This is a genomic window from Halorubrum sp. GN11_10-6_MGM (assembly GCF_005435165.1).
Lineage (GTDB): Archaea > Halobacteriota > Halobacteria > Halobacteriales > Haloferacaceae > Halorubrum.
Genome location: NZ_SGUC01000009.1, coordinates 57,600 through 83,583, shown reverse-complemented (window position 1 = coordinate 83,583; position 25,984 = coordinate 57,600). Strand labels below are relative to the sequence as shown.

Sequence of the window (25,984 nt, the reverse complement as noted above, 5' to 3'; positions counted from 1 at the left end):
GCAACAATTGCCGAAACCGATATCACCCGTCGTCGAGTCGGTCCGGCCATGGTCGACGATCCGTTCGAGAACATGCTCGCCCAGATGGACCGCGCCGAGGAGTACGCAGACGTGGACCACGGGGTGTTCGAGCGGCTCAAACACCCGGAACGAACGCTGAAGGTGACGCTCCCGGTGGAGCTTGAGTCCGGCGAGGTCGAGGTGTTCGAGGGGTACCGCTGTCAGTTCGACAGCGCCCGCGGCCCGTTCAAGGGCGGCGTCCGGTTCCACCCGTCGGTCACCCAGCGCGAGGTCGAGGCGCTCGCCGGGTGGATGACGTGGAAGACGGCCCTCGTGGACCTCCCGTACGGCGGCGCGAAGGGCGGCGTGATATGCGAGCCGAAGGACCTCACCGAGCGCGACCTCGAACGGCTCACGCGCCGGTACACGGAGGGTATCCGCCGGATGATCGGCCCCGAGGTCGACGTGCCCGCGCCCGACATGAACACGAACCCGCAGACGATGGCGTGGATGATGGACACCTACTCGATGTACGAGGGGTACTCGGTCCCGCAGGTCGTCACCGGGAAGCCGCTGGAGATCGGCGGGACGCCCGGCCGCGTGGAGGCGACCGGCCGCGGCGTCTCGCTCGTCACCGAGCGGCTCTTCGAGTACCTCGATCGCGACCTCTCGGACGCGACGGTCGCGGTTCAGGGGTTCGGGAACGTCGGGTCGAACGCGGCCCGGCTGCTCGACGAGGCGGGCGCGAACGTGGTCGCCACCTCGGACGTGTCGGGCGCGGCGTACGATCCGGACGGCCTCGACGTGGCGGCGCTCGGGGCACACGTCGACGCCGGCGGCCTGATCGAGGAGTACGTCGCGGGCGAGATCCGCGGCGGCGCCAGCGCGGCCGACTCCCGCTGGGACGACCCGGACGCGATCACCAACGCGGAGCTGCTCACCCTCGACGTCGACGTGCTCATCCCGGCCGCCGTCGAGGGCGTTATCACCGCCGACAACGTCGACGACCTCCGCGCGTCGGCGATCGTCGAGGCCGCCAACGGGCCGACGACGGTCGCGGCCGACGAGGTTCTCACCGAGCGGGACGTCCAGGTCGTCCCCGACATCCTCGCGAACGCGGGCGGCGTCATCGTCTCCTACCTGGAGTGGGTCCAGAACGCCCAAGAGTTCTCATGGCCGCTGGAGACGGTCAACGCCGAGCTGGAGCGCCGTATCGGCACCGCGTTCGACGAGACCATCGAGCAGTACGACGCGAAGGGGCTGCCCGACCTGCGGACCGCCGCGTACACGCTCGCCTTGGAGCGCACGGCGACCGCCCACGAGTACCGCGGGCTGTTCCCGTGACGCGCGCCTGCCCCGCCGCTGCCGCGCCGACGCCCGTCAGACTCGTCTGAGCCGGTCCGCGGTGACCGCGATCGGCTCGGCGTAGTGGAGTGTCGGGTCGCCGTCGGGCGCCTCGAAGCCGTTCGCCGCGAACAGCGTGTTCGCCCGGATCTCCGCCGCGGCCGGGCGCAGCGTCCACGGCTCGTGGTCGATCTCGCCGACGTACAGCCGCCCGCTCTCTCCGGCGGTGTAGAAGCGGTAGTTCTCCAGCAGGAAGGCCGGCAGCGACCCCGGCTCCGGCGTGAACGCCTCGCCGGCCGGCGCGTACGTCGCGTCGAACCGCGCGTGCGGGGCGCCCCGGTGGACTCGGCGGCTCGCGAAGCGCACGGCGGTCTCCCCATCCGAGCCGACGCCGGATCCGACGTTACCGATGTCGTCCTCGGCCCCGCTGCCATCGATCTCGTCCCCGGCCCCGATGCCATCGATCTCGTCCCCGGCCCCGATGCCATCGATCTCGTCCCCGGCCCCGATGCCATCGATCTCGTCCCCCGCCTCGCTCCGTCGAACGTCGGTCTCGGCCCGGTAGTACGGGAGGCGGAACACCCCGCGGGCGACCGCGACGCCGAGTCGGTCGTCCGCGTCGAGGCTGTGGAAGTAGACGCCGGGGCCGTTCGGGCCCTCGACGTACGTGCGGAGGTTGAGCTCGGGGAAGGACAGCCCCATCGGCACCCCCCGCGGCCGGATGTCGTCCATCACGAACGGGACGACGCCGAGGTACGCGTCCCCGTCGTGGGTCGCGACGGAGAGATCCCCGGGCAGCGACGCGGCGACGGTCGCCGGGTCGACGGGCCAGTGGGCGAACAGTCCGTCCCGCCACGTCATCTCCAGCCAGCGTCGACCGAGCATGTCGGATCGTAGGGTCCGGAGGGGCAAAACCCACACGCCGCGGGTGGTTCGCCCCCGAGCGGCCGCGTCACCGACCGCACTCACTCCGCGGACGCGCCGGCCCCCTCCGGCGCGTCCTTCCACTCGCCGAGTCCGGACGGGTCGAGGTGGACGTGGACGTCGCCGACGTCCTCCAGCGCGCGGAGGCTCGTGACGAGCTCCGTCTCCACGTCGTGGGCCGCGCGGAGCGTCATCTCCCCGTCGACCTCGACGTGGACCTCGACCTCCAGGTCGGTCCCGTCGTAGTACACCGTGAGGTCGTGGACGCCCTCCACGGCCGGGTGGTCGCGGAGCGCGGCGACGACGCGCTCGCGGTCGCCGGACGGCGGCGCGGCCCCCACGAGGTAGGTGACGTTCTCGCGGCCGATCTCGACGCCCTGATAGACGACGAGGACGCTGACGAGCGCGCCGGCGATCGGGTCGAGGATCGGGACGTTGAGGAACAGGCCGAACACGCCGACCAGCGCGGCGATCGTCGTGTAGATATCGTTGAGACAGTCGACGGCGAGCGCGGCGAGCGCGGTCGAGCCGAGGTCGGCGTTCACCAGTTCCGTGTACCAGTACAGGAGGTACATGTCGGCCATCGCGAACAGCAGGGCGGCGACGAGGAGCGGGCTCGCCGTCACCTCCACCGGCCCGACCAGTCCCCGGACCGACTCGCGCAACAGGAGCAGGCCGAGGATCGCGACCGTCGCGCCGACGAACAGCGCCGTCAGCGGCTCGATCCGCTGGTGGCCGTGCGGGTGCGTCTCGTCGGCGCTCTCGTACCGCGATCCCCCCCAGACGAACACGACCGCGCTCGCGACGAGGTCGGCAACCGAGTGGGCGGCGTCGGCCACCAGCGCGACGCTGCCGAACGCGAGCCCCGCGGCGCCCTCGACCGCGATCTTCACCGCGTTACCGGCGACGTTCACCGCCGCCGCCCGCTGGAACCGAGCGCGGTCGCCGTTCCCGAAGGGGCTCAACATAGACACCCGTGCGCCCGCGACCGTGTTAAGCGTCCCGCGTCGAACCTCGGCAACCCGTCGCGCACCGAGTCACGTCACGCCGCCCCAAGACGGCAGCCCCCGGCAGTCGCTGCCCGCGGCCGTCTCCGGCGGGGAGACTCCGTCGTAACGCCTAAGACCGAAACGCTCCTCGGTGACGGTAATGAACCACGAATTTTTCGCCCGAGGTGGTCCCGGTGGGCGTCGAAATTAAGGAAACGGAGGTGAGCGACGAGGATTTCGAGGAGATGAAGGGGTTCGTCCGCGACTACCTCGCGGCCAGCGTCGAGAGCGAGGACGACGGCGGACGGATGCGCTGGTACCCGTGGCACTCCGCGTCGTACCGGTTCAACCACATCCTCAACGTGGTCGACCTCGCGACCGAGATCGCCGAGGCCGAGGGCGCCGACGTCGACGTCGTCCGCGTCGCGGCCGTCTTCCACGACGTCGCGAAGCTGGAGGCCGAGCAGGACGTTCACGCCGAGGCGGGCGCGCGCGTCACCCGCGAGTACCTCCAGAGCCGCGGCAACTACCCCGAGTCGTTCATCGAGGAGGTGTGCGGGGCGGTCGTCGACCACTCGTACACCGGCGACCTCGACGACGTGCCCTTAGAGAGCCGGTGTCTCATCGAGGCCGACGTGCTCGACAAGGTCGGCGCCAACGGGGCCGTCCTCATGCTGTTGCGCATGGGGTACGAGTCGCGGACGCACATGGACGCCGCGAAGATGGTCGACCGCGTGCTCGAACGCGCCCACGACCACACCGAGCGCGTCGTCTCCGACACCGCCGAGAGCATCGCCCACCAGCGCATCAAGCGCGTGAAGTGGCTCCGCGAGTGGCTCGAAGAGGAGGTCTCCCGGATGGACGCCGAAGGCGTCACCGACCGCTGAGGGAGTCACCGACCGCTGAGGGCGTCCGAGACGCTACTCGTCCGACTCGGCGCTCGCGACGAGCGGGAGCGTCGCCTCCAGATACTGGTCGATACCCGCGCGCGAGTCCGCGACCCAGCCCTTCTCGTTCGTTGTCGCCCAGCGGAACATCCCGCCGGTCGCGAACGTCTGGAGCGTCGCCGCCACCGTCGCGGGGTCGACGGGTCGCTCGCCGTCCGTTCGCTCGGCGCCGTCCCGAGACGTCTCGGCCGCCGCCTCGCGCACGAGCCGTTCGAGGTACTCGCCGAAGACGCGGTCGCTGCGGTCGAAGTGGTCGCGGTACGCCTCGTCGCTCGCGGCCTGCGATCGGAGATCCGTCATCACCGTGACGAACCGCGCGTCGGGCGCGTACGGGTCGTCGAGCGACTCGGGGTCGACGGCGGCCGTGAGGTAGTCGTCGAGCTGGTCCCGGGCCGAGCGCTCGAAGGCCGCTTCCGGAGGCATGTCGCCGCCCTCGTCGCTCGGCGACGCGTTTTGATCGCCGCCGTCGGCGATCGAGGCCTCGAACCGGTCGAGGAGGAACCCCATGAGATCGACCAGCAGGTCGTCTTTCCCGTCGTAGTGGTGGTACACCAGCGACGGGCTCTTGTCGAACTCGTCGCCGATCCGCTGGACCGTGACGTTCGCGTACCCGTGCTTCCGGAGCGCGCGGAACGCGGCGCCGAGGATCGCCTCTCGCGTGTCCGTCGGCTCCGTGAACGGGTCGTCCATGGCCGGAGTACTCCCGCCCGGTATATAGCGCCCCTGATTGAACGTTCATTCAACACGCTTATGACGAGAGCGGCAGACACACCCGTATGACTCGCTCCGCTGCGTCACGGAACGGACGGTCGCCCGCGGCGACCAGACTCTCTCGGAGAGCCGCCGGAGGAAGTCGATGAGCCGGCCGACGCGGCTCGCGACGGCGGCGCTGGCGGTCGTCGCGGCGATCGCGCTGCTCGTCGGCGTCTCCCTCGCCGGCGCCGCGGCGCCGAGCGCGGGTACGGTGGGGCCCGACGGTGACGCCGCCGCGCTCTCGGGCGTCGACGGCCCGGTCGCCGACGGCGCCGTCGCGCAGACGGAGCCGACCGACAGACAGGTCCGCGGGTCGCCCGTCCTCGACCTGTTCGCCTCCCAGCGTTCGGTGCCGGCGGGGGCGGAGTCGACCGTCACGGTCGACATCGTCAACACCGGCGAGATGGAGATCGGCAACCAGCTCGACTCCCGCGTCACCACCGCCCGCGGGCTCACGCTGGAGGTCGACGACGGCGGCGTACCGATCGACGTCGAGGACGGGAAGATCCTGGTCGGCGACGTCGCGACCGCCGCGAGCCCGGTGTCGGTCCCGCTCGACGTGACCGTCCCCGACGGCGTGCCCGACGGGAGCTACGAGGTGGAGGCGACCGCCCGCTACCGGTACACCTTCGAGATCATCCCCGAGTTCAACGACCACAAGGACCGGCGCGGGACCGAGGAGTTCGACCTCACGATCGTCGTCGACGACGGCGCGCGGTTCGCCGTCCTCGACACCGACACCGACGCGCAGGTGGGCGGGAGCGGCGACGTCACCGTCACGCTGTCGAACGTCGGCGACGAGACCGCCCGCGACGCGGTCGTCTCGGGGAGCACCACCAGCCCGGCCGTCAGCCTCGGACAGGGCGGCGGGCAGTCGTTCGTCGGCGACTGGGCGCCGGGCGAGAACCGGACGGTGACGTTCGACTCGTCGGTCGCCGAGGCGTTCGGCGGCGGCGCGTACGCGCTCTCCTCGACCGTCGACTACCGCGATCCGAACGGCGTCGACGCGACCGCGGCGGCCGCGCGCGCCGGCGTCGTCCCGCTCCGCGAGCAGTCGTTCTCGCTGGACGATGTCTCCGGGACGCTCGAAGTCGGCTACTCCGGGACGGTCTCCGGCACGATCACGAACGAGGGGCCGCTCGACGTCGAGGACGCGGTCCTCGTCGCCGACTCCGGCAGCAACCGCGTGAGCCTCGGCGAGAGCCGGTACGCGCTCCCGACGATCCCGGCGGGCGGGTCGGCGAACTTCACCTTCGACGCCGACGTGAGCGGGAGCGCCGACCCCGGCCCGCGGCAGTTCCGGTTCACGACCGAGTACGAGAGCGGCGACGCGACGCTCGCGGCCGAGGAGACCCGCCGCGTCGAGGTCGCGCCCCGACAGCCCGAGTTCGAACTCGCGGTCGAGAACGCGACGGTCGCCGCCGGCGAGACCCGCCGGATCAATGCCACGATCACGAACCGTCGCCCCGAGACCCTCTCGTCCATCAACGCCGGCCTCTACGCCGACAGCCCGCTGACGGCGGTCAACGACGAGGCGTTCGTCGACGAGCTCGAACCCGGCGAGTCCGCGAGGATCTGGTTCGAGGTGTCCGCCGCGTCGAGCGCGAGCGTCGAGGACCACCCGATCGAGCTCGACTTCCGGTACGACGACGAGCGAGGGAACGACCGCATCTCGGACGTCACGCAGGTCCCCGTCTCGGTGACCCCCGCCGTCGACGACGGAGGGACGCCGACCGGGATGATCGCCGTCGGCGTCCTCCTCGTCGTCGTCGCGGTCGGCGGCGCCGTCTGGTACCGACGGCGGTGATCCGATGAAGGGACACGCTCCCGCCCGACCCCACGCCGGGTCTCCCCGTCCGGCGGCTCGCCGACCGGCGTCTCCCAGACTGGCGCCTCTCAGACCGGTGTCTCACCGATCGCCCGGCTCGGCGCGCCTCCGACGGTCGAACGGACCTCCGGGCCGACTCCCAGCGGGGCGCCGGTGACCGCGATCGACCGCCTGATCGAGGAGATCGACCGCGTCGTCACGGAGCGGCCGCTGGCGGTCGTCGCGGTGTTCCTCCTCGTCACCGTCGCGTTCGCGGGGGGGTTGACCGGGATCGAGACGAGCGCCGGCGCGGACCAGTTCACGCAGGACATCCCCGCCCAGCGCGCGCTCGACGAGATCGACGAGGAGTTCGAGACGTCGATCGGCGGCTCGGCGACCTCGGCGCAGGTGATCGTCTCCGACGACAACGTCCTCTCCCGGGACGCGCTGGTCCGGACGTTAGCGACCCAACACAGACTGGAGTCGCGCTCGACGCTCCGGGTCGCGTCGACGTCGAGCCACGCGGACGCGATCGCGCGACAGCTGGACTCGACCGCTGCGACCGCGGCCGAGCGGCGCGACGCCGTGGTCGAGGCGACGCCGGCCGAACTGCGGGCGGCCATCGCCGACGCCGACGCGACGGGCGCGGTCGCGGCGCAGGTGTCCGTCGACTACAATCCGACCGCCCAGACGGCCGACACCGCCATCGTCGGGATCACCTACGACCTGCCGGACGCGGCGACGACGGCGCGCGTGACGGAGCTTCAGACCCGCAGCGTCGAGGTCGTCGACTCCGTTCCGGGCAACGAGGCCGGCGAGAACGCGATCCTCTTCGGAGACGGCGTCCTCCAGTCGGAGATCACCGCGCTGCTCACCGACACCGCGATCATCGTCTTCCCGGCGGCGCTGATACTGATCGTCGGGTTCCTGATCTTCTCGTACCGCGACCCGTTCGACATGGCGATCGGCCTCTCCGCGCTCCTCCTGTCGCTCCTGTGGACCTTCGGCTTCATGGGGTACGCCGGGATTCCGTTTTCGGACTCGCTCGTGACGGTGTTCCCGCTGTTGCTCGCGGTCGGGATCGACTTCGGCATCCACATCGTCAACCGCTACCGCGAGGAGCGGGCGACCGGGGCCGGGATCGAGGACTCGATGCGGACGACGACGGACCAGCTCCTCGTCGCGTTCCTGCTCGTGACGATAACCACGGTGTTCGGACTCGTCTCGAACGTCGTGAGCCCGTTCGACCCCAACCGCGACTTCGGGATCGTCGCCGCCGCCGGGATCACGTTCACGCTGATCATCTTCGGCGTCTTCCTCCCGGCCGCGAAGGTGCTGGCCGACCGGTGGCGCGAGCGGCTCCCGATCCCGACGTTCGGGACGAGCGCGCTCGGCGCCGGCGGGTCGCGCATCGCTCGCGTCCTCCACGTCGGCGTCGACCTCTCCCGGATCGCCCCGATCGCTGTCGTCGCGATCCTCCTCGTCGGCGGCGCGGTCGGCGGCGCCTACGGCACCGGCGTGAATACGGAGTTCTCCGAGGAAGCGTTCTTCCCGGACGAAGAGCGGCTGGAGACGTACGCCGACCTCCCGGAGCCGTTCGCGCCGACGGAGTACACGTTCCTCGACGTGTTGACGCTCTTCGAGGAGGAGTTCGAACAGGGCTTCGTCGGGTCGGTGACGCTGTACGTCGACCAGTCGGTGAGAGACGACGACGCCTTGGAGCTGATCGACCGGACCACGCGGAACCCGCCGGACACCTTCGCGACGACGGACGAGCGGCGCGCGCAGGCGACGAGCGTCGTCACCGTCATTGGGGACCGGGCGTCCCGGGACCCCGAGTTCGCGGCGTTAGTCGAGCGCAACGACCGGCTCGGCAACGGCGTTCCGGACCGGAACGTCGACGAGGTGTACGACGCGCTCCTCGACTCGTCGGCCCAGAGCCGGGCGCGCGGCTACGTGGCGGCCGACCGCGGCAGCGCGCGTATCGACTACACGATCGAGCCGGGCGTCGACAACTCCGAGGCGGTCGCGGACGTGCGCGAGCTCGCCGAGCGCACGCCGCTCGAAGCCGTGCCGACGGGCTCGCTCGTCGTCAACGAGGCGGTGATCGACTTGCTGACGGAGTCGGCGATCCGGAGCCTGTTCGCCGCGTTCGGGCTCACGGCGCTGTTCCTTGCCCTATCGTACGCCTATCTGGAGGGGAAGGCGGTGTACGGTCTCTTGAACCTCGTCCCCGTCCTCGTTACGGTCGGTCTGCTCGTCGGCTCGATGCGGCTGTTCTCGATCCCGCTGACGCCGATCAACGCCCCGATCCTCTCGGTGTCGATCGGCCTCGGCGTCGACTACACGGTGCACTTCGTCCACCGGTTCGTCGACGAGTACAAGACCGGGCTCTCGATCGACGAGGCGCTCGACGTCACCATCGCCGGGACGGGCGGCGCGCTCACCGGCAGCATGCTCACCACGGTGTCCGGGCTCGGCGTCCTGTGGCTCGCGGTGATCCCCCTGCTCCGCGACTTCGGCGTCCTGCTCGCGCTCGGCGTGTTCTACGCGTACCTCTGTTCGATCCTGCTGGTCCCCTCACTCGTCGTCGTGTGGGACCGGTACGGCGGGTACGTCGGCCTCGGACTCGACGACGGGCTCCGCGGTTCGGGCGCCGAGAGCGGACGCTGATAGCCGGAGCGATCTCACGAGAGCAAACCGAAAAGAGGTCGCGGCCGGCTCAGCCGACGACGCCGACGAGCAGCTGGACGGTGACGAGGACGAGGAACGCGGCGCCGGTCGCTAGGGTCCCCGCGGCGACGCCGTGGGCGTTGCCGAGTCCGCGGCTCCGGGTCGCGAAGTACGCGCCGAGGAAGACGAAGCCGACGAGCAGCAGTCCGACGATCAGGTACGCGACGCTCACCAGCGTCCCGGCGAGTCCCTCCGGGATCCCGAAGCTCCCGACGCCGAGGAGGATGCTCCCGCCGACGAGGAGGGTGATGCCGACGAACGATATCGCCCACACGACCGGCGTCCGGGCGACCTCGCCGAGCGTCCCGACGATCGCCTCGTAGCGTCCGCCTTCCTCGTCGCGGCCGGGAGCAACCCGCTTCGCCCCGATCTCGGCGACTGCGACGAACGTAGCGACGACGAGGAGGCCCATCAGCCCCGTACTCAAGAGGGTGAGTGATGTCATGGATATCCGTTGTTAGGGCGTCCGTTCGCGCGTACAAATACCCTTCGACGCGTCCGTTTCGGCTCGCCGACGCGCTTCGACGCGTCTGCGTTCGGTCGACCAACACGTCCGGCGCATCCGCGTCGATCCGCGGCTCGCGGAGGTCGCTCCGAGAGTCGGGTGCCTCCCTTGTCTGGCGGGCGCATCGCCCCCTCGATCACCCCCTCGTCCCCGCCCCGCTACACAAGAGATAAGTGTACCATCGCTAAGGGAGTGACAAGAGCAGACAGACGAACATGATAGATCCAGTTATCCTACAACAGGGGAGCGACTGGCGCGCACAGGCGGAGATCTTCGACGAGATCTTCTTCGTCTTCCTCGCGCTCGGTACCCTCGTCGGCACCATCGTCGTGGCGTACACGCTGTGGAACGTGTACAAGTACCGCGACGACGGTGACCGGTCGGACGAGGAGTTCGACGCGCCGGTGGTCGGCGAGCTCCCGACGGGACAGGGCGGTCCGAAAGCCAAGAAGCTCTTTCTCTCGTTCGGGTTGAGCGCCATCGTCGTCATCAGCCTCGTCGTGTACGCGTACGGGCTACTCCTCTACGTCGAACAGGGGCCGGACACCGGCGACGAGGGCGACATCGAGATCATGGTCGAGGGGTACCAGTACGGCTGGGCCTACGAGTACCCGAACGGCCACACCGAACGGGGTGAACTGATCGTGCCGGCCGACCAGCGTATCGACCTCAACATCACGTCGAGAGACGTGTGGCACAACTTCGGCTCGTCGGACTTACGGATAAAGTCCGACGCCATCCCCGGAGACCACAGCGAGACGTGGTTCGCGGTGAGCTCCGAGGACGTCGAAGCGCAAGGCGGGGAGGCGACCTACCGCGTTGAGTGCTTCGAGCTGTGCGGTGCGGGTCACTCCGCGATGAAGGGGCAGATCACGGTCATCCCGCAAGACGAGTGGGAAGAGTGGTACGCGAGTACGGGGAACAGCTCCGAGAGCGCCGGCAACAGCTCTAACATTGCTGCGCCCGGCGTCGGAGCCGTCGCGTCCGGCGGGGTGAGCGCATGAGCGGACTCCCGCCGACGACCTCGGTGAAGCGCTGGTTCGTCACGACCAACCACAAGGACGTCGGTATCCTGTACACGATCACCGCGTTGTTCTTCCTGCTGTTCGGCGGTGTGATGGCGCTGCTCATCCGCCTTCAGCTGTGGGACCCGACGAGCCAGATCCTCTCCGGGCTGGCGTACAACGAGGCCGTCACCGCCCACGGGCTGATAATGGTGTTCTGGTTCCTCTCGCCGTTTGCCTTCGGCTTCGCGAACTACTTCGTGCCGCTTCAGATCGGCGCGGACGACCTCGCGTTCCCCCGGCTCAACGCCCTCTCGTACTGGCTGTACTTGGGGTCGGGGATCCTGCTCGCGATCAGCTTCTTCCAGGGCGGCACGCTGTCGGCGGGGTGGACGATATACGCCCCGCTCAACGTGCCGATGTACACGCCGAGCATCGGGTCCACCGGCGCGGTGCTCGCGCTCGCGATGTTCGTCACCGGGACCACGGCGTCGACGGTGAACTTCCTCACGTCCATCCACCACTCCCGCGCCGAGGGAATGGGGATCATGGACATGCCGATGTTCACTTGGTCGATGCTCGCGACCGTCTGGATGATGCTGTTCGCGTTCGCCGCGCTGCTCGCGGTCGGGCTCATCCTCGCGGCCGACCGCGTCCTCGGCAGCGTCTACTTCTCGGCGACCGAAGGGGGCTCGCTGCTGTGGGGCCACCTGTTCTGGTTCTTCGGTCACCCGGAGGTGTACATCGTCTTCTTCCCGGCGCTCGGCGTCATGCTCGAGCTGTTCCAGACGTTCTCCGGGCGCCGCCTCGTCGGTCGGAAGTGGGTGATCATCTCCATCTGTCTGATCTCCGTCCAGTCGTTCCTCGTGTGGATGCACCACATGTTCCTGACGACGATCAACCTGGAGATCAAGACGCTGATGATGGCGACCACCATCGGGATCTCGCTTCCCTTCGACCTGGTCGTCTTCGCGCTGATCTACACCCTGATCAAGGGGCGGATCCAGTTCACCACGCCGTTCCTGTTCGCGTTCGGCGCGCTCCTACTCTTCATCCTCGGCGGGATCACGGGCGTCTTCCTCGGCGCCATCGTGCTCGACTACGAGTTCCGCGGCACCTACTGGGTGGTCGCGCACTTCCACTACGTGATGTTCGGCGGCGCGACGGCGCTGTTCGGCGGGGCCTACTACTGGTTCCCGAAGATCACGGGGAAGATGTACGACGAGTTCCTCGGGAAGCTCCACTTCGTGATCTTCTTCATCGGCTTCAACGCCGTCTACTTCTCGATGTTCCTCGGCTGGGAGACCCCGCGCCGGGTGTTCGAGTACAACCCCGAGTTCCAGATCTACCACCAGTTCGGGACGATCGGCGCGTTCGTGCTGGGGCTCTCCTTCTTCATCATGTTCTACAACTTCGCGAAGTCCTACGTCTCCGGCGAGCCCGCCGGCGACAACCCGTGGGACTACTCGCGGACGGCGGAGTGGGCGGTCTCCTCGCCGCCGCCGCTGGAGAACTGGCCGAACCGGCCGTCGTACGCCTCCGGGAAGCTGGAGTTCGTGAAGGACTACGTGCCGGACGGTGGCCCCGCGATGAAGACGGACGACAACGGCGACGTCGCCACCGACGGCGGCGACAGCCACTCGGCGCACATCTCCGAGTACCCGTACTGGGACAAACACCCGAGCCACGCGAGCATCTGGCCGTTCGCGCTCGCGGTGGCGCTCGGCGTCACGCTGTTCGGGTTCTCCGGATTCGCGGACGCGGTGACCGTCGAGCTGGGTGAGACGGCGCTCCAGAGCAACGTCGTCATCTCCAACGCGATGTATCCGATCGCCATCGTGGCCGGTATGGTCGGACTCCTCTACACCGGCGTGAAGTGGGGGCTCGAAGACTTCTACGCGCCCCCATCCGAGTTCGCCGAGCGCTGGCCGTTCAACGGCGTCGAGAAGGTGAAGCTGGGGATGTGGTTCTTCCTCGCTTCCGACGTGATCGTCTTCGGCGCGTTCCTCTCGGCGGCCATCTTCGTCCGCTACAACGCGGGCTGGATGACCTGGTCGCCGCTGACGGAGTCGCTGCCGGGGCTCATCAACACCTTCGTGCTGATCACGTCCTCGTTCACGGTGATCCTCGCGCTGGTCGCGGCCCGCCGCAAGAGCCGGCAGGGGCTGCTGGCGACGCTCGGGGCGACGATCCTGCTCGGGTTCACGTTCATGGCGATCAAGCTGTGGGAGTGGAACCACGAGATCTTCGACCGCGGCGTGACGATCTCCGCGAACGCCCACGGCGACCCGATCCAGGCGTCGATCTACTACGTCACGACCGGGCTCCACGGGATCCACGTGCTGCTCGGCTTAGTGATCGCCATCTTCCTGTTCGTCAGGGCCTACCAGGGCCACTACCTCGACGACGAGCGGCCGATCGAGTACTTCGGCCTCTACTGGCACTTCGTGGACATCGTCTGGGTGTTCATCTTCCCGCTGTTCTACCTCTTCTGAGGTCGCTGCCGGCGGCCCGCTTTTTCCTTCCGCCGCGTTACGACGACGCTCCGCCTTCGATCGGCTCCGCGCACCACTGACAGAAGTTAAACGTGGGGTCGGTCTCTTTTCCGCATTCCGGACAGCGGACCGTCTCCGTCGACTCGAGACTCCCTCCGCCTCCCGACGGGCCCGTGGACCTTCCGTCGGGATCGGTAGTCCGGTTCGCCGAATCCGTCAAGTCCGTCCCGCGCGCCGCGTCGCGTTCTCGATCGTACTCCCGGTTGTTCCGGAGCGCCACGACGTACGCGTCGATCACGCTGGCGACGACGACCGCCGCCGCGGGCGCGACGTCCCGGACCCGCGGCGGGTCGCCGGCGAGCGCGCCGGAGATCGCGGGCTCGGGGACGAAGAGGAACACCGCCGCGGTGACGGCGACGTACCAGCCGAACGCGCGCGCCCACCGGCGGAGGTACGCGTGACCCAGTCCGGAGACGACGAGCGCGAGCAGGGCGGCGAGCCAGGGTCGCCGTCGAGTGCGTTCTGACATGAGCGGCCGTACGGCCCCCGGCTCCGAGAAGCTACCTCTCTCGGAGCGTTTATGTGGCGGACGCGCCGAACTCGGGTATGTTCGGCGTTCCGCTCGGCGAGTTCCTCGGCGGCGTCGCGGTCGCGGTGTTCGGCGTCGGCACGTGGGGGATCGGCCTCGGGGTCGCGTACCTCCTATACCGCCGGTGGCGCGGCGACGGCCCGCGCGGCGACGATGACTGATCCCGGAGCGTCGCGTGCCGGTTCGGCCACGCTTTTTACTTCGCTCGTCCGATCCCGAGTATGACAGACACGGCGCTCGTCGTCGGGGGCACGCGATTTATCGGCCGGCACGCGGTCGAGGAGCTGCTGGCGCACGGCTACGAGGTCGCGATCTTCAACCGCGGCAACCACGAGAACCCCTTCGCGGACGACGACCGCGTGACGCGCGTCGAAGGCGATCGGAGAGACGAGACCGCGCTCCGCGCGGCGAAGCTGTCGGTCGAGCCCGACGTCGTGATCGACTGCGTCGCCTACCACCCGGCGGACGTGGAGACCGCGACCGAGATCTTCTCGGACGTCGACGGCTACGTGTACATCTCGTCGGGCTCCAGCTACGCCGCCGAAGAGATCCCCAAGCGGGAGGGCGAGACCCCGCTTGAGCCGTGTACGGACGAGCAGGCGACGGACGACGCCCACGAGACGTACGGCAACCGGAAGGCCGAGGGCGACCGCGCGGTGTTCGCGGCCGCCGAGGCGGGCGTCGCCGCCATGGCGGTCCGCCCGTGTATCGTCTACGGCCCGCACGACTACACGGAGCGGCTCGACTACTGGATCGACCGCGTGCTAACCCACGACCGCGTGGTCGTCCCGGGCGACGGACAGAACCTCTGGCACCGGGCGTACGTCGAGGACGTCGCGAGCGCGCTGCGGATCGTCGCCGAGCGCGGCGAGCCGGGCGCGGCGTACAACGTCGGCGACCGGCGCGCGCTCACGCTGCGCGAGACGCTGGAGGCGATCGCCGACGCGGCGGGCGTCGAGGTCGAGATCGTCCCCGCGAGCGCGGACGCGCTGGCGGCCGGCGGGCTCGAACCCGACGACTTCACGCTCTACCGCGAGTATCCGCACCTGCTCGACACCTGCGCGCTCGCGGACCTCGGGTGGGAGTCGACGCCGGTCGACGAGGCGATGGAACGGACCGTGGCGGAACACCGCGAGTCGGACCGCGACGGGAGCGAGTGGGACCCCGGCCGCGAGGCCGAGGAGCGAGTCATCGGCGTGAAGGAGACGCTGTGAGGGGAACTCGTCCGGAGGGGAGCCGTCGACTGCGCTCCGTCAGTACGCCGCGTCCCACCGCGCCGGCTTCCGGCGGTTCCCGCAGTCGCGACACTCCATCCGGTCCATCGTGTCGATCGCGACGTCGGTCCCCTCGCAGTTGCCACAGAGGAAGCCGTAGCGGCGGTCGTGGTCCGGGTCGACGTACGCGACGTAGAACGGCGCGAGCGAGCCGCGGTCGCTCTCGTCGAACGCGACGTGGACGGTCTCGCCGTCGTCGGTCTCGTACGTCGCCTCCGAGATGCCCGTGAGGCGGCCGACCTGTTTGCGGTACTCCCGCTCCGCGAACGGCTCCCCGCCGATATCCACGTCGCGCTCGCCGGCGAGCTCGTACCCCTCGCGCTCGTAGAACTCGGTCCCCGCCTCGTTGTCGACGAGGACGCGCGCCTCGATCCGGTCGACGTCGGCCGAGCGGAGCGCGGACTCGACGCGTTCGAGGAGGGCGGAACCGATGCCCTCGCCCCTGTGGTCAGGGTGAACGTGGAGCCAGTCGATCTCGCCGACGCGCTCGCGGCGGCCGACGACGTAGCTCTCCGCGAACCCGACGACGACCCCGTCGACGACGGCCACGGGGAACACCGCGTCGTCGTCCTCGACGTCGTCGCCCAAGTCGCCGGCGTCGTACCACTCCTCGACGGCCTCGTCCAACAGTTCCTCGTCGACCGCGTGTCCGTACGACGCCACGAGCGACTCGCGGGCGACCGATCGGACCGCGTCGACGTCTTCGGCGGTTGCGGCGCGTAAGTCCATGCGGGCAGATCGCTCCCCGACTACAAAAAACTCGGTCGGAATTACGCCTCCGCGAACCGCGAACGCACGGCGGCCACCGTCGGCCGCGATCGACTCCTCGGCAGTCACCGTCGACCGGTTCGCTCAGGACTGATAACGATCACGATTACAGAATCGGGGAATAGTCGGTATCTGTATGTGAATTTCGCAATCCTGATCCAAATCGGTTTTTGGGGATTACTCGGATAATGTTTGTATTTCAGATTTCTTACTGGAACGCGCTACAGAGAATCTTCTTATCCGTCCCGCGAGTACGGTGAGACGCAACAATGAGCTACGAACTCGATCCGCTGCCGTACGAGTACGACGCGCTGGAGCCGCACATTTCCGAGCAGGTGCTCGAATGGCATCACGACACACACCATCAGGGGTACGTGAACGGCTGGAATAGCGCCGAGGAGACGCTCGAAGCGAACCGCGAGGAGGGCGACTTCTCCTCGTCGGCGGGCGCCATCCGGAACGTGACCCACAACTCCTCGGGTCACATCCTCCACGACCTGTTCTGGCAGAACATGTCGCCGGAGGGCGGCGACGAGCCCGAGGGCGCGCTCGCCGACCGCATCGAAGAGGACTTCGGCTCGTACGACGCCTGGAAGGCCGAGTTCGAGGCGGCGGCCTCCGGGGCCAGCGGCTGGGCGCTGTTAGTGTACGACACGTTCTCGAACCAGCTCCGCAACGTCGTGGTCGACAAGCACGATCAGGGCGCGATCTGGGGCGGCCACCCCATCCTCGCGCTGGACGTCTGGGAGCACTCCTACTACCACGACTACGGCCCGGCTCGCGGCGAGTTCGTCGACAACTTCTTCGAGGTCGTCGACTGGAGCGAGCCCTCCGACCGCTACGAGCAGGCCGTCGAGCTGTTCGAGTAAGCGGACCGTCGACCGCGCGATCCGGTCCGACGAGAACCCCCGCGCGCCGCGCCCGGCCGCCGACGGCGGAGCGGGACTGTGGGCTGTCGCGGCGGCACTTTATTCTTCTCTTCGTCACGGAACACCGTTCCTCGGAGACGTCACCGTCCGTCGCGGTCGGGGTCGCTGGTCTCGACGACGGTTCCGCTCTCGTCGACGACCGCGCGGATCTCGTCGCCCGCGCAGTCGACGGTCAGCCGGACCCGGAGCGGCTCCTCCGAGACGACGGTCGTCGCGGCGTCGCTCACGCACCAGTCGAACGTCCAGAACGGGACCGAGCTCAGGTCGACGCCGCGGTCGGCGTGGAACCGGAGGACGTCGGCGTCGTCGAGCAGCAGGAGCCCGACCGTCGAGCGGAGGTCGTAGCTACAGCGCCCGCAGGTGTGTTCGACCGCGACCGCCTGTCCCTCCTCGTCGGGCGTCCGCACGAGCTCTGTCTCCACGGCGCCGGTACACTCGGGGCAGACGCCGTCAGCGGCCAGACAGTAGTGGTGTCGGACGTAGTGCCCGAACGCGTCCAGCAGGTCGTCCGTCGACCGGCCGTCGAGCGCGCCCGCCGGAAACGGGTAGCTCACTTGGATCGCGCCGCAGTCGGTACAGCCGATAGAGAGCGTGTCGTCGACGTACCACGCGTGGAGGTCCTCGCCGCAGGCGTGACACGACCCCGCCGCCGGGAAGAAGCCGAGCTGCGCCCGCTCCGTCAGCGTCCCGGTGAAGATGGAGCTGACCACCTTTCGGCCGGGCGCGCGGAGCTCGTACCCGTCGTCGCGACGCCGCACGAAGTGGCCGGTGAGGCGGTCGAGGTGGTAGCTGAAGTTCGCGCTGTCGGCGGCGTCGACCCGCTCGAACAGGTCGGTGAAGCTCACGGGCGACTCGTCGGCGCCGAGATCGAGGAGGGCGTGAAGCACCTGGACCCGCGTCTCGTTACCGAGGATGGTGAACACCTCCGACGGCGGGATCCGCGATTCGGTCCGCGGGGTCGCGGCCGCGGCGTCGGTCCCGTCGATGCGGTCCGAGGGCTCCCCGTCGGAGGCGACGCCGCCGGACCGGTCGAACTGACTCATACGTCGGTGTTGCTTACTAGCCGGTAAAGTCTACCGGCGGCGCGTTCCCCCTCCGTTCGACGGCGGGATATCGTCGGGCCTAGGACCGCCTGATCCGGACGGCATCTCCGCTATCTCTCTCCTTTTCACCGTTTCTACCGTTTGGTAAAACACAAATGACCGACCTATCCATCGACGCGGACTGGGACGAGATCTACGTGGACGGGGAGTGGCGCGCCAGCGAGAGCGGCGAGACCATCGCCGTCGAGGACCCGTCGACGCGCGAGACGGTGACCGAGGTGGCCTCGGCGACGGAGGCCGACGTGGACGCGGCCTACGAGGCCGCCGCCGAAGCGCAGGCGTCGTGGGGCGAGCAGCCGCCCGCGCGCCGACAGGAAGTCGTCGAACAGTTCCACGAGGCGCTCGAAGCCAACGCCGACGAGATAATCGAGCTGCTGGAGTACGAGGTCGGCGGCTCCGCCATCATGGGCGAGACGTCGATCCAGATCGCTGGCGACCACGCGGGCGAGGCCGCGACGCTCCCGCGCCGGATGAAGGGCGAACACGCCGCCTCCAACATCCCCGGCAAGGAGAACCAGCTTCAGGTCGGCCCGAAGGGCGTCGTCACGGTGATCTCGCCGTGGAACTTCCCGCTGAACCTCTCGATGCGCGCGGTCGCCCCCGCGATCGCGGCCGGGAACGCGGTGGTGCTCAAGCCCTCGACGAACTCGCCGATCACCGGCGGGCTACTGTTCGCGAAGCTGTTCGAGGAGACCGACCTCCCCGAGGGCGTCCTGAACGTCGTCACCGGTCGCGGCTCCGAGATCGGCGACCGCGTCGCGAGCCACCCCGAGAGCGACGTCGTCGCGTTCACCGGGTCGACCGAGGTCGGCCAGCACGTCGCGAGCCTCGCAGGAGAGAACCTCGCGGTCCCGGCGATGGAGCTCGGCGGCAACAACGCGCACGTCGTCACCGCGGACGCCGACCTCGACCGCGCGCTCGACGCGGCCGCGTTCGGCTCTTTCGTCCACCAGGGACAGGTGTGTATCTCGATCAACCGCCACGTCGTCCACGAGGACGTCTACGACGAGTACGTCGCGGGGCTCGTCGACCGCGCCGAGTCGCTGCCGGTCGGTAGCGTCCACGACCCGGAGACGATCGTCGGCCCGATCATCGACGAGTCGCAGCGCGACGAGATGCTCGGCTACGTCGACGAGACGGTCGAGGCGGGCGCGACGCTGGAGACCGGCGGTCACGCGGTCGACGTCGACGGCGTCGACGACTCGCTCGTGGTCGCGCCGACGGTCCTCTCGGGCGTGACGAACGACATGCCGGCCGCGGCGAACGAGCACTTCGGCCCGATCGCGCCCGTGATCCCGTTCTCCGACGTCGACGAGGCGGTCGAGATCGCCAACGACACCGAGTACGGGCTCTCGGGCGCGGTCCACTCCAGCGACCTCGCCACCGCGAAGGAGATCGCCGACCGCATGGAGACCGGCAACGTCCACATCAACGACCAGCCGATCAACGACGAGGCGCACGTCCCGTTCAGCGGGATCGGCGCCTCCGGCGTCGGCCACTACAACAGCGACGCGTTCCTCGACGAGATCACCGAGACGAAGTGGATCTCGATCCAGCACGAGCCGCGCGAGTACCCGTTCTAACGAGCGAGCCGCTGGTCGGCCGCGTCGGCCTCCTTCTTTCGTCGTCGGCTCCGCGAGCGACAGAAAGAGAATCGCGTCGGTTCGCCGGGACGATCGTCCGACGGTTTCGCCCGGCGCTTTCCGCGGTCCGGCTCAGTAGCCGGTGCCGACGTACGTGTGAACGCCGTCGCCGGAGTCGAGTTCGTCGACGAGCGCGACCGCGAAGTCCTCCATCGAGATGTAGCTGTCCCCGGAGTCGTCGGCGACGAGTTCGCCGTCGGCCGTCCGGTACTCGCCCGTCCGTTCGCCCGGTTCGATGAGGGCGGCGGGGGCGAGGTAGGTCCACCGCAGGTCGTCGGCCGCCGCGAGGATCTCGTAGGCCTCGATGGCCGCCCGGGCGACGGGCTCCCACTCGTCGGGGAACTCCGCCGTCTCCACGAGCCGCGTGTCGGGTCCGACGCTGAGGCCGCCGGCGCCGCCGGTCCAGACGAGCCGGTCGACCGACGCGCGTCGAAGCCCCTCGACGACCGCCTCGATCATCTCGGTGAGGACCTCCGGGTCGTCGCCCTCGCCCGGACCGAGCGCCGACGCGACCGTGTCGTGACCGGCCGCGAGCCGGGCCACCTGGTCCGCGTCGGTCGCGTCCCCCGCGACCGCGACGAACGCGTCGTCGTCGATTCCCTCGACGCTCCCGCTCCGAGAGACTCCCGTGACCGAGTGCCCGCGGGAGAGCAGCTCCGTCGCGACCCGCTGTCCGATACGACCGCTCGCGCCCAAGAGTAGCACGTCCATTGGTTCGCTCGACGGTAGGGTCCGCTCACGGTATCCGCTTCTGTAACCAGCAGTCGTTGCTTCCACCTCCGAGACCGCCAACCTCCGAGACCGCCCACCTCCGGACCGCTCACTTCCGAGACCGCTCACTACCGAATCAGTCGCCCGGCCCCGCCTCAGACGTCCCACGTCTCCCGGGTGTAACACATCTCCCAGAAGGCGTGTTCGAGCCGAGCGCTCCGGAGGAACGCCGCCCGCATCGCGTCGCGTTCCCCCGGGAACGCCTCGGCGTATCGGTCCACGAGGTCGCGCAGCCACGCGACCGTCTCGCGGAACGGGTCGCTCGTGTACTTCTCGATGAACGGGGTGTACCGGTGGTCCTCGGTCGCGAGGGTGGCCATGTGGTCCGCGGCGTCGAGGTACCCCTGTCCGCAGGGGTAGACGGCGGCCGCGATCTCTGCGATCGACCCCTCGTGGGCCGTCCGAACGAGGAAGTCGGTGTACGCGCCGCAGGTCGGCGCCTTCTCGACGGCTTCGAGGTCGTCGACCGAGAGCCCGTAGTCGGCGGCGAACGACCGGTGGAGGTCGAGTTCGTCGTCGAGGGTCGCGTGCGCGGTCGCCGTCAGCCGGCGGGTCGTCTCCTCGTCGTCCGCCTTCGTCCCCGCGAGCGCGAAGACGCGCGCGTAGTCGAGCAGGTACCGGTAGTCCTGTTTCACCCAGTGTCTGAACGCCGCCTCGTCGAGGCTCCCGTCGGCGAGTTCGGTGACGAACGGGTGTTCCTTCTGTGCCGCCCAGATCTCCGCGCCGTCGTCGAGCAGTCGGTCGCTGAACCCCATCGGATCGGGGCGACGTTGCGACGCGTGTTATAACTAACTAATACCACTTGATTATACACTACGTCAGACAGGGGATAGGCGCCGGGACTTGGGACGACACGGGTACGTCGAGAGAGCCGGGGAGCTTCGAGGAAGGCGAGGAGCTTCGCGGGAGGCTGGAGTTTCGCGGAAAGAGAGCCCCGTCGGGGAAGAGAACCGGCCTGAGAGTGCGGGAGCGTTACGAGATGGAGTACGTCGCGGCCGCCATCAGCAGCATGGTGAGGGCGAGCGCGAGCCCCATCAGGTAGGTCAGCGAGCGGTTCTCCCACCGGAGGTGCTGGAAGTACGCGACGATAAGCAGCGTCTTGACCGTCGCGATCACCAGCGTCCCGACGATCGCCTGTGTGTACGTGAACTCGACGAACGACGTCTCGAAGAGCGCGAAGTTCAACGTCGCCGCGACGAGGAGGGCGACGTATATCGCCGAGTACAGTTTCACGGAGTCGTGCGCCATCTTACACCTCACTTCGTCCCTGCGCTTAAAGAATTAACCATCGGGGGTCGCTCGCCCGGACGCGGTCCGGCGCGCCGACGGTGCCGGTCTCGAACGGCCGACGCCGCGAGCCCGAAACGCCTATCCGCGCGACGGCCGGACCTGCTGCTGGTCGCAGCCCGACCGACATTCGCCGTGACTCCCCTCGAACCGACGGACGACCTGCTCGAATCGCTGTACGTCGTCAACAAGGTCGCGAAGCAGTTCGCCGACGAGGCCACCGCGGCCTACGAGCGCGGCGACGTCACCGAGAGCAACGTCCGCTCTGCGCGAAAGGACGCGCTCTACCGGCTCAAGACCGCCGTCCTCTCGCGAGTCGTCGCGTACGACGCCGATCGGGTCACCGGCGAGTATCACGCCATCAACGGCGACGTGTGGCTGTTCCTCACGGTCGCCGACTGGCACTTCCACCAGCCGCCCCACGCGATCGGCGGCGATCTCACCGACGCGATCGCGATCTCGAACTCGCGAGCGAACCCCATCGACGCCCCCTACGAGCGCGACCCCGCCGTGGAGCGCTCGGATCGCACGCTCGAAGAGGCGCTGTCGCGGCTCGCCGAGGTCGGCGCCAACGCCAACGACCACCTCGCGCGGCCGACTGTCACCAGCGAGCGCGACCGGCTCGTCGACGTTCGCTGGTCGTTCCTCTCTTGAGCTGCGTCTGCGCTCGAAAAATCTACGTTGCGACGGAACGGCCCGCCGTGGGGTGTCTAGGCCTCGACGACTTCAATCGCGCCGAGCATCCCGTTCGCCTGATGGGGCGTACACTGGTACAGCTGAATCCCCGTGTTGTCGAACGACTGCTCGAAGGTGGCCCCCTCCTCGGAGACCGCGTTCCCGCTGTTGAAGTCGGACTCGGAGTCCTCGACGGAGGCGACGTTGTGCGCGCCGCCCGCCCCGGTCCACTCCCAGACGACGGTCGTGCTGGAGTCGATGCGGACCGCCGGCGGCGAGAAGGCGTACCCGATGTCGCCGGCCCCGACCTCGATGGTCACCTCGTCTTGGCCCGTGGCGTCGACCATCGTCCCCTCGTACAGCCGAGCGTCCGAGAGGTAGTCGTCGATCGCGCTCGGGACGTCCTCGATGGTGGACCCGCCGTCTCCCCCGTCCCCACCGTCGGATCCGTCCGACCCGTCTCCGCCGTCCCCACCGTCGCCGCCGCCCGAACAGCCGGCGAGCGTTCCGATGGTCAGCGCGGCTCCGGTTCCGGCGAGATACCGCCGTCTGGACAGGTTATCAGACATCACCGATCGTAGGGGCTACAGCCTTACAAACCCCGTGACGTCTCTCGGTTCGCGGGAACGCGCCCGGGGGTGACCCGACCGCTCGACGCGCGCCGATCCGGACCGCGAGGGGCGGGTTTATCGCGCTCCGACGCCTCCCGGGATCCATGCGCGAAGACGCGCTGGCGACCCGACTCGTCGAACACTACGAGGCGACGACCGAGTCGCCGGCGATCCGGCTCGAAGAGCCGTACGACGCCGACGGGCGACGGGGGGTCGTCGACCTGTTCGTCCGGACGCGGACGCCCGAGGCCGTCGACCGCGTGATCGAGCTCAAGTCCGACGCCGCCGTCCGCCGCGCTACCGGCGCGAACGAGGTTCTCAGACAGTACCGTCGGATGGAGCGGTACTTCCACGCCGACGAGCGCCACGCGCTCCGCCCCAAGCTCGGTCGCACCGAGCCGGGCGCCCGCTACCTGCTGTGTTTCGCGCCGACGCCGACCTGCGTCCACCATGTCGCCGTTAACCGCACCCTCTACGGCTCCGTCGATCCCGACGCGCGGGCGGGCGACGTGCCCGCCGTTCGGACGGTCGCGTTCCTGACGGGACTCGACGGCGATCCGGCCGACCTCGGGCTCGTCTCCGTCAACGGGGACGTCGAGTTCGGCTCCGAGCCGTTCCGCCGTGCGGTGCCGGAGGGGTCGCGGCTCGCCGAGAGCCTGCGCGCCGTCGACGACGACCTGATCGAGTTCCCCTGAGTTCGGGGATCGAGAAGGCGAAACAGCCGGTCAGAGTCCGAGTTCGCGCCCGATGACGACGTGTTGGATCTCGCTGGTCCCCTCGCCGATCTCCATGAGCTTCGCGTCGCGATAGAAGCGCTGGGGCGCGAAGTCGGTGGTGTAGCCGTAGCCCCCGAGCGTCTGGACCGCTTCCTCGGCGACCTCGCGGGCCGCCTCGCTGGCGTCGAGCTTCGCGAGCGCCGACTCCCTGGTGACCGACTCGCCGGCGTCGTACTTCGAGGCCGCCCGGTGGGTCAACAGTCGGGCGCGCTCGATCTGTCGGTGCATGTGGACCACCTTGTCGCGGACCGCGTCGAACTTCGCGATCGGCTTCCCGAACTGCTCGCGCTCGCCGGAGTACTCCTTCGCGGCCTCGTAGGCGCCCTGCGCAAGCCCCACGGAGAGCGCGGCGATCGAGATGCGTCCCCCGTCGAGCGTCTTCATAGTCTGTTTCCATCCCTCGCCCTCCTCGCCGAGCAGCCGGTCTTCCGGGACCCGCACGTCGTCGAAGCTGATCTCGCAGGTCGGCGAGCTGTTGAGGCCCATCTTGTCCCAGACGGTCGTCACCTCGAACCCGTCGTCGGCGTCGGGGTCGACGATGAACGTCGAGATCCCGTCGTAGCCGGCCTCGGGGTCCGTCACGGCCTTCACGAGTATCGAGTTCGCGACGTTCGCGTTCGTGATGAACTGTTTGGTGCCGTTCAGCACGTACTCGCCGGCGTCGGCGTCGTACTCGGCGGTCGTGTCCATGTCGGAGGCGTCGGAGCCGCTGCCCGGCTCCGTGAGCGCCCACGCGCCGAGCCCCTCGCCTTCCGCCAGCGGACGGAGCCACTCCGCCTTCTGCTCGTCGGTGCCGAACAGCTCGATCGGCTTCGCGCCCAGCGAGGTGTGGGCGGCGTACGACAGCCCGATCCCGCCGGAGACGCGCCCGAGCTCCTCCGTGACCAGGGCGTACATCAGCTGGTCACCGCCGAGGCCGCCGTACTCCTCGGAGACCGGGACCCCCATCATGTCGAGCTCCGCGAGGGCGTCGAACACCTCCTCGGGGAATCGGTGTTCGTCCTCGATCTCCTGCGCGACCGGCGCGATCTCCTCCTCGCAGAACTCCCGGACGGTGTCGCGTATCATCCGGTGTTCGGCGGGTACCTCGAAGTCCATGGGCAAGAATTGCGACCCGCGGGCATAAACGATGCGAACGACCGTGACAGACGTGTCCTCGGCGGCGGCGGCCGCGAGCCGACGACTTATCAGGCGTCGCCGCGTCCCGCCGGTATGGAGTTCCGCGACCTCGTCCGCGGTCGCGTCGACTGGCCCGACGTCGAGCGGGTCGTCCGCGAGCTGGCGGACCGGTACGACCGCGACGAGGTCGGCGTGCGGTTCCTCGACGCCGACAACTGGCTGTCGACGCCGATGGTCGTGGACGACGACCTCTTCGTGAAGGTGATCACCCGGCAGAACACGCTCGTTCACGCGCTGTTCACTACGGGGCGGAACCTCGGCGCGTTCTCGGCCGGGACCGAGGGCTTCTTCGAGCGCCACGAGACCCCGTACGAGATGGCGCGCCACGAGCTGGAGGCGACCCGTCGGGTCCGCGAGCTCGGCGTCAACGCGCCCGAGCCGATCGAGGCGTTCGAGGTCGGCGACCTCGGCGTCCTCGTGTTGGAGTACCTCCCCGAGTTCCGGACCCTCGGCGAACTCGACGCCGAGACGGTCGCCGGCTTCGCGCCCGACCTGTTCGCGACCCTGCGGACGGTTCACGACGCGGGGCTCGCCCACGGCGACCTCCGGGCCGAGAACGTTCTCGTCGCCGACGGCGAGCTGTACGTCATCGACGCGACCCGCGTGAGCGAGGACGGCCGCGAGGCGGCCCACGCCTACGACCTCGCGAGCGCGCTCGCGGCCCTGGAGCCGCTGATCGGCGCGGCCGACGCCGTCGACGCCGCGCTCACGGCCTACTCGACCGAGGAGCTCCTCGCGGCGCGTCGGTTCCTCGACTTCGTCGCGATCCGGCCGGACCACGACTTCGACGCCGCGGAGCTGACCGGCGAGCTCGAGAAGCGCGCCGACGGCGGGCGCCGGTCCGACGGCGAGCCGCGCGGGGAATAGTCGCGGCCCGT

General features: G+C 69.1%; 25 protein-coding genes. 13 read left to right on the top strand and 12 right to left on the bottom strand.

The genetic code is table 11. The features are described from left to right. Positions 1-48 precede the first annotated feature (48 nt). A complete protein-coding gene (locus EXE46_RS06835; RefSeq protein WP_137687680.1) occupies positions 49-1,344 on the top strand; it encodes a Glu/Leu/Phe/Val dehydrogenase in 1,296 nt (431 codons plus the stop codon). A 36-nt stretch (positions 1,345-1,380) separates the two neighbouring features. Here EXE46_RS06835 and EXE46_RS06830 read toward each other — a convergent pair whose 3' ends face one another. Further along, positions 1,381-2,229, bottom strand: a complete 849-nt coding sequence (locus tag EXE46_RS06830) for a YqjF family protein (protein ID WP_137687679.1) — start codon at positions 2,227-2,229, stop codon at positions 1,381-1,383. Positions 2,230-2,309: 80 nt separating this feature from the next. Next, positions 2,310-3,236, bottom strand: coding sequence for a cation diffusion facilitator family transporter (locus EXE46_RS06825; protein ID WP_137687678.1), 927 nt, complete (start codon positions 3,234-3,236; stop codon positions 2,310-2,312). Positions 3,237-3,442: 206 nt separating this feature from the next. Here EXE46_RS06825 and EXE46_RS06820 point away from each other — a divergent pair, with 206 nt between their 5' ends. Next, on the top strand, positions 3,443-4,144 hold the full coding sequence (locus EXE46_RS06820; protein WP_137687677.1) for an HD domain-containing protein: 702 nt from the start codon (positions 3,443-3,445) through the stop codon (positions 4,142-4,144). 33 nt (positions 4,145-4,177) lie between these two features. On the opposite strand, the gene EXE46_RS06815 is transcribed toward EXE46_RS06820, so the two are convergent. Then, the gene (locus EXE46_RS06815) at positions 4,178-4,894 is read right to left on the bottom strand and encodes a TetR/AcrR family transcriptional regulator (RefSeq protein ID WP_137687676.1); all 717 of its coding nucleotides are present in this window, start codon (positions 4,892-4,894) and stop codon (positions 4,178-4,180) included. A 166-nt stretch (positions 4,895-5,060) separates the two neighbouring features. On the opposite strand from EXE46_RS06815, the gene EXE46_RS06810 reads away from it, so the two are divergent. Further along, positions 5,061-6,764, top strand: a complete 1,704-nt coding sequence (locus EXE46_RS06810; RefSeq protein WP_137687675.1) for a COG1361 S-layer family protein — start codon at positions 5,061-5,063, stop codon at positions 6,762-6,764. A gap of 174 nt (positions 6,765-6,938) precedes the next feature. Then, positions 6,939-9,437, top strand: coding sequence for an RND family transporter (locus EXE46_RS06805; RefSeq protein ID WP_137687674.1), 2,499 nt, complete (start codon positions 6,939-6,941; stop codon positions 9,435-9,437). A 49-nt stretch (positions 9,438-9,486) separates the two neighbouring features. On the opposite strand, the gene EXE46_RS06800 is transcribed toward EXE46_RS06805, so the two are convergent. After that, positions 9,487-9,909 carry a hypothetical protein gene (locus tag EXE46_RS06800; RefSeq protein WP_137687694.1) on the bottom strand — a complete coding sequence of 141 codons (423 nt, stop codon included), beginning with the start codon at positions 9,907-9,909 and terminating at the stop codon, positions 9,487-9,489. A gap of 308 nt (positions 9,910-10,217) precedes the next feature. On the opposite strand from EXE46_RS06800, the gene coxB reads away from it, so the two are divergent. Both coxB and EXE46_RS06790 read left to right on the top strand, forming a co-directional pair. Next, a complete protein-coding gene (gene coxB, locus EXE46_RS06795; RefSeq protein WP_137687673.1) occupies positions 10,218-11,006 on the top strand; it encodes a cytochrome c oxidase subunit II in 789 nt (262 codons plus the stop codon). After that, positions 11,003-13,501 (top strand): cbb3-type cytochrome c oxidase subunit I, encoded by a 2,499-nt coding sequence (locus EXE46_RS06790; RefSeq protein ID WP_137687672.1) that lies wholly within the window; start codon positions 11,003-11,005, stop codon positions 13,499-13,501. The genes coxB and EXE46_RS06790 overlap by 4 nt, the downstream gene beginning before the upstream one ends. Before the next feature lie 37 nt (positions 13,502-13,538). On the opposite strand, the gene EXE46_RS06785 is transcribed toward EXE46_RS06790, so the two are convergent. Further along, positions 13,539-14,030 carry a zinc ribbon domain-containing protein gene (locus tag EXE46_RS06785; RefSeq protein WP_137687671.1) on the bottom strand — a complete coding sequence of 164 codons (492 nt, stop codon included), beginning with the start codon at positions 14,028-14,030 and terminating at the stop codon, positions 13,539-13,541. Between the two features lie 77 nt (positions 14,031-14,107). On the opposite strand from EXE46_RS06785, the gene EXE46_RS17070 reads away from it, so the two are divergent. Further along, entirely contained in the window at positions 14,108-14,251 is a 144-nt protein-coding gene (locus EXE46_RS17070; RefSeq protein WP_199234123.1) for a hypothetical protein, read from the top strand. Positions 14,252-14,311: 60 nt separating this feature from the next. Next, positions 14,312-15,304, top strand: coding sequence for an NAD-dependent epimerase/dehydratase family protein (locus tag EXE46_RS06780; protein ID WP_137687670.1), 993 nt, complete (start codon positions 14,312-14,314; stop codon positions 15,302-15,304). Between the two features lie 39 nt (positions 15,305-15,343). On the opposite strand, the gene EXE46_RS06775 is transcribed toward EXE46_RS06780, so the two are convergent. Next, positions 15,344-16,093 (bottom strand): GNAT family N-acetyltransferase, encoded by a 750-nt coding sequence (locus EXE46_RS06775; protein WP_137687669.1) that lies wholly within the window; start codon positions 16,091-16,093, stop codon positions 15,344-15,346. Between the two features lie 308 nt (positions 16,094-16,401). Between EXE46_RS06775 and sod the strand changes: the two genes are divergently transcribed. After that, a complete protein-coding gene (sod, locus tag EXE46_RS06770) occupies positions 16,402-17,001 on the top strand; it encodes a superoxide dismutase (protein WP_137687668.1) in 600 nt (199 codons plus the stop codon). Between the two features lie 140 nt (positions 17,002-17,141). Here the strand turns inward: sod and EXE46_RS06765 are convergent, their stop codons facing one another. After that, on the bottom strand, positions 17,142-18,104 hold the full coding sequence (locus EXE46_RS06765) for a helix-turn-helix transcriptional regulator (protein WP_137687667.1): 963 nt from the start codon (positions 18,102-18,104) through the stop codon (positions 17,142-17,144). A gap of 155 nt (positions 18,105-18,259) precedes the next feature. Here EXE46_RS06765 and EXE46_RS06760 point away from each other — a divergent pair, with 155 nt between their 5' ends. Then, the gene (locus EXE46_RS06760; protein WP_137687666.1) at positions 18,260-19,747 is read left to right on the top strand and encodes an aldehyde dehydrogenase family protein; all 1,488 of its coding nucleotides are present in this window, start codon (positions 18,260-18,262) and stop codon (positions 19,745-19,747) included. A gap of 132 nt (positions 19,748-19,879) precedes the next feature. On the opposite strand, the gene EXE46_RS06755 is transcribed toward EXE46_RS06760, so the two are convergent. The 3 genes from EXE46_RS06755 to EXE46_RS06745 all read right to left on the bottom strand — a co-directional run bounded on the left by EXE46_RS06755 (position 19,880) and on the right by EXE46_RS06745 (position 21,826). Next, a complete protein-coding gene (locus EXE46_RS06755) occupies positions 19,880-20,518 on the bottom strand; it encodes an NAD(P)-dependent oxidoreductase (RefSeq protein WP_137687665.1) in 639 nt (212 codons plus the stop codon). A 155-nt stretch (positions 20,519-20,673) separates the two neighbouring features. Further along, positions 20,674-21,333, bottom strand: a complete 660-nt coding sequence (tenA, locus tag EXE46_RS06750; RefSeq protein WP_137687664.1) for a thiaminase II — start codon at positions 21,331-21,333, stop codon at positions 20,674-20,676. 217 nt (positions 21,334-21,550) lie between these two features. Beyond that, on the bottom strand, positions 21,551-21,826 hold the full coding sequence (locus EXE46_RS06745) for a cytochrome C oxidase subunit IV family protein (protein ID WP_137687663.1): 276 nt from the start codon (positions 21,824-21,826) through the stop codon (positions 21,551-21,553). A gap of 174 nt (positions 21,827-22,000) precedes the next feature. Between EXE46_RS06745 and EXE46_RS06740 the strand changes: the two genes are divergently transcribed. Beyond that, a complete protein-coding gene (locus EXE46_RS06740) occupies positions 22,001-22,519 on the top strand; it encodes a hypothetical protein (protein WP_137687662.1) in 519 nt (172 codons plus the stop codon). 56 nt (positions 22,520-22,575) lie between these two features. Here the strand turns inward: EXE46_RS06740 and EXE46_RS06735 are convergent, their stop codons facing one another. Continuing rightward, a complete protein-coding gene (locus tag EXE46_RS06735; RefSeq protein ID WP_137687661.1) occupies positions 22,576-23,109 on the bottom strand; it encodes a halocyanin domain-containing protein in 534 nt (177 codons plus the stop codon). Positions 23,110-23,255: 146 nt separating this feature from the next. Between EXE46_RS06735 and EXE46_RS06730 the strand changes: the two genes are divergently transcribed. Continuing rightward, positions 23,256-23,846: a hypothetical protein gene (locus EXE46_RS06730; RefSeq protein WP_137687660.1), complete on the top strand. Its 591-nt coding sequence runs from the start codon at positions 23,256-23,258 to the stop codon at positions 23,844-23,846. A gap of 30 nt (positions 23,847-23,876) precedes the next feature. Here EXE46_RS06730 and EXE46_RS06725 read toward each other — a convergent pair whose 3' ends face one another. Further along, complete coding sequence (locus EXE46_RS06725) at positions 23,877-25,025, bottom strand: acyl-CoA dehydrogenase family protein (RefSeq protein WP_137687659.1); 1,149 nt, start codon at positions 25,023-25,025, stop codon at positions 23,877-23,879. A gap of 114 nt (positions 25,026-25,139) precedes the next feature. On the opposite strand from EXE46_RS06725, the gene EXE46_RS06720 reads away from it, so the two are divergent. Then, positions 25,140-25,973, top strand: a complete 834-nt coding sequence (locus EXE46_RS06720; RefSeq protein ID WP_137687658.1) for an RIO1 family regulatory kinase/ATPase — start codon at positions 25,140-25,142, stop codon at positions 25,971-25,973. Positions 25,974-25,984 lie beyond the last annotated feature (11 nt).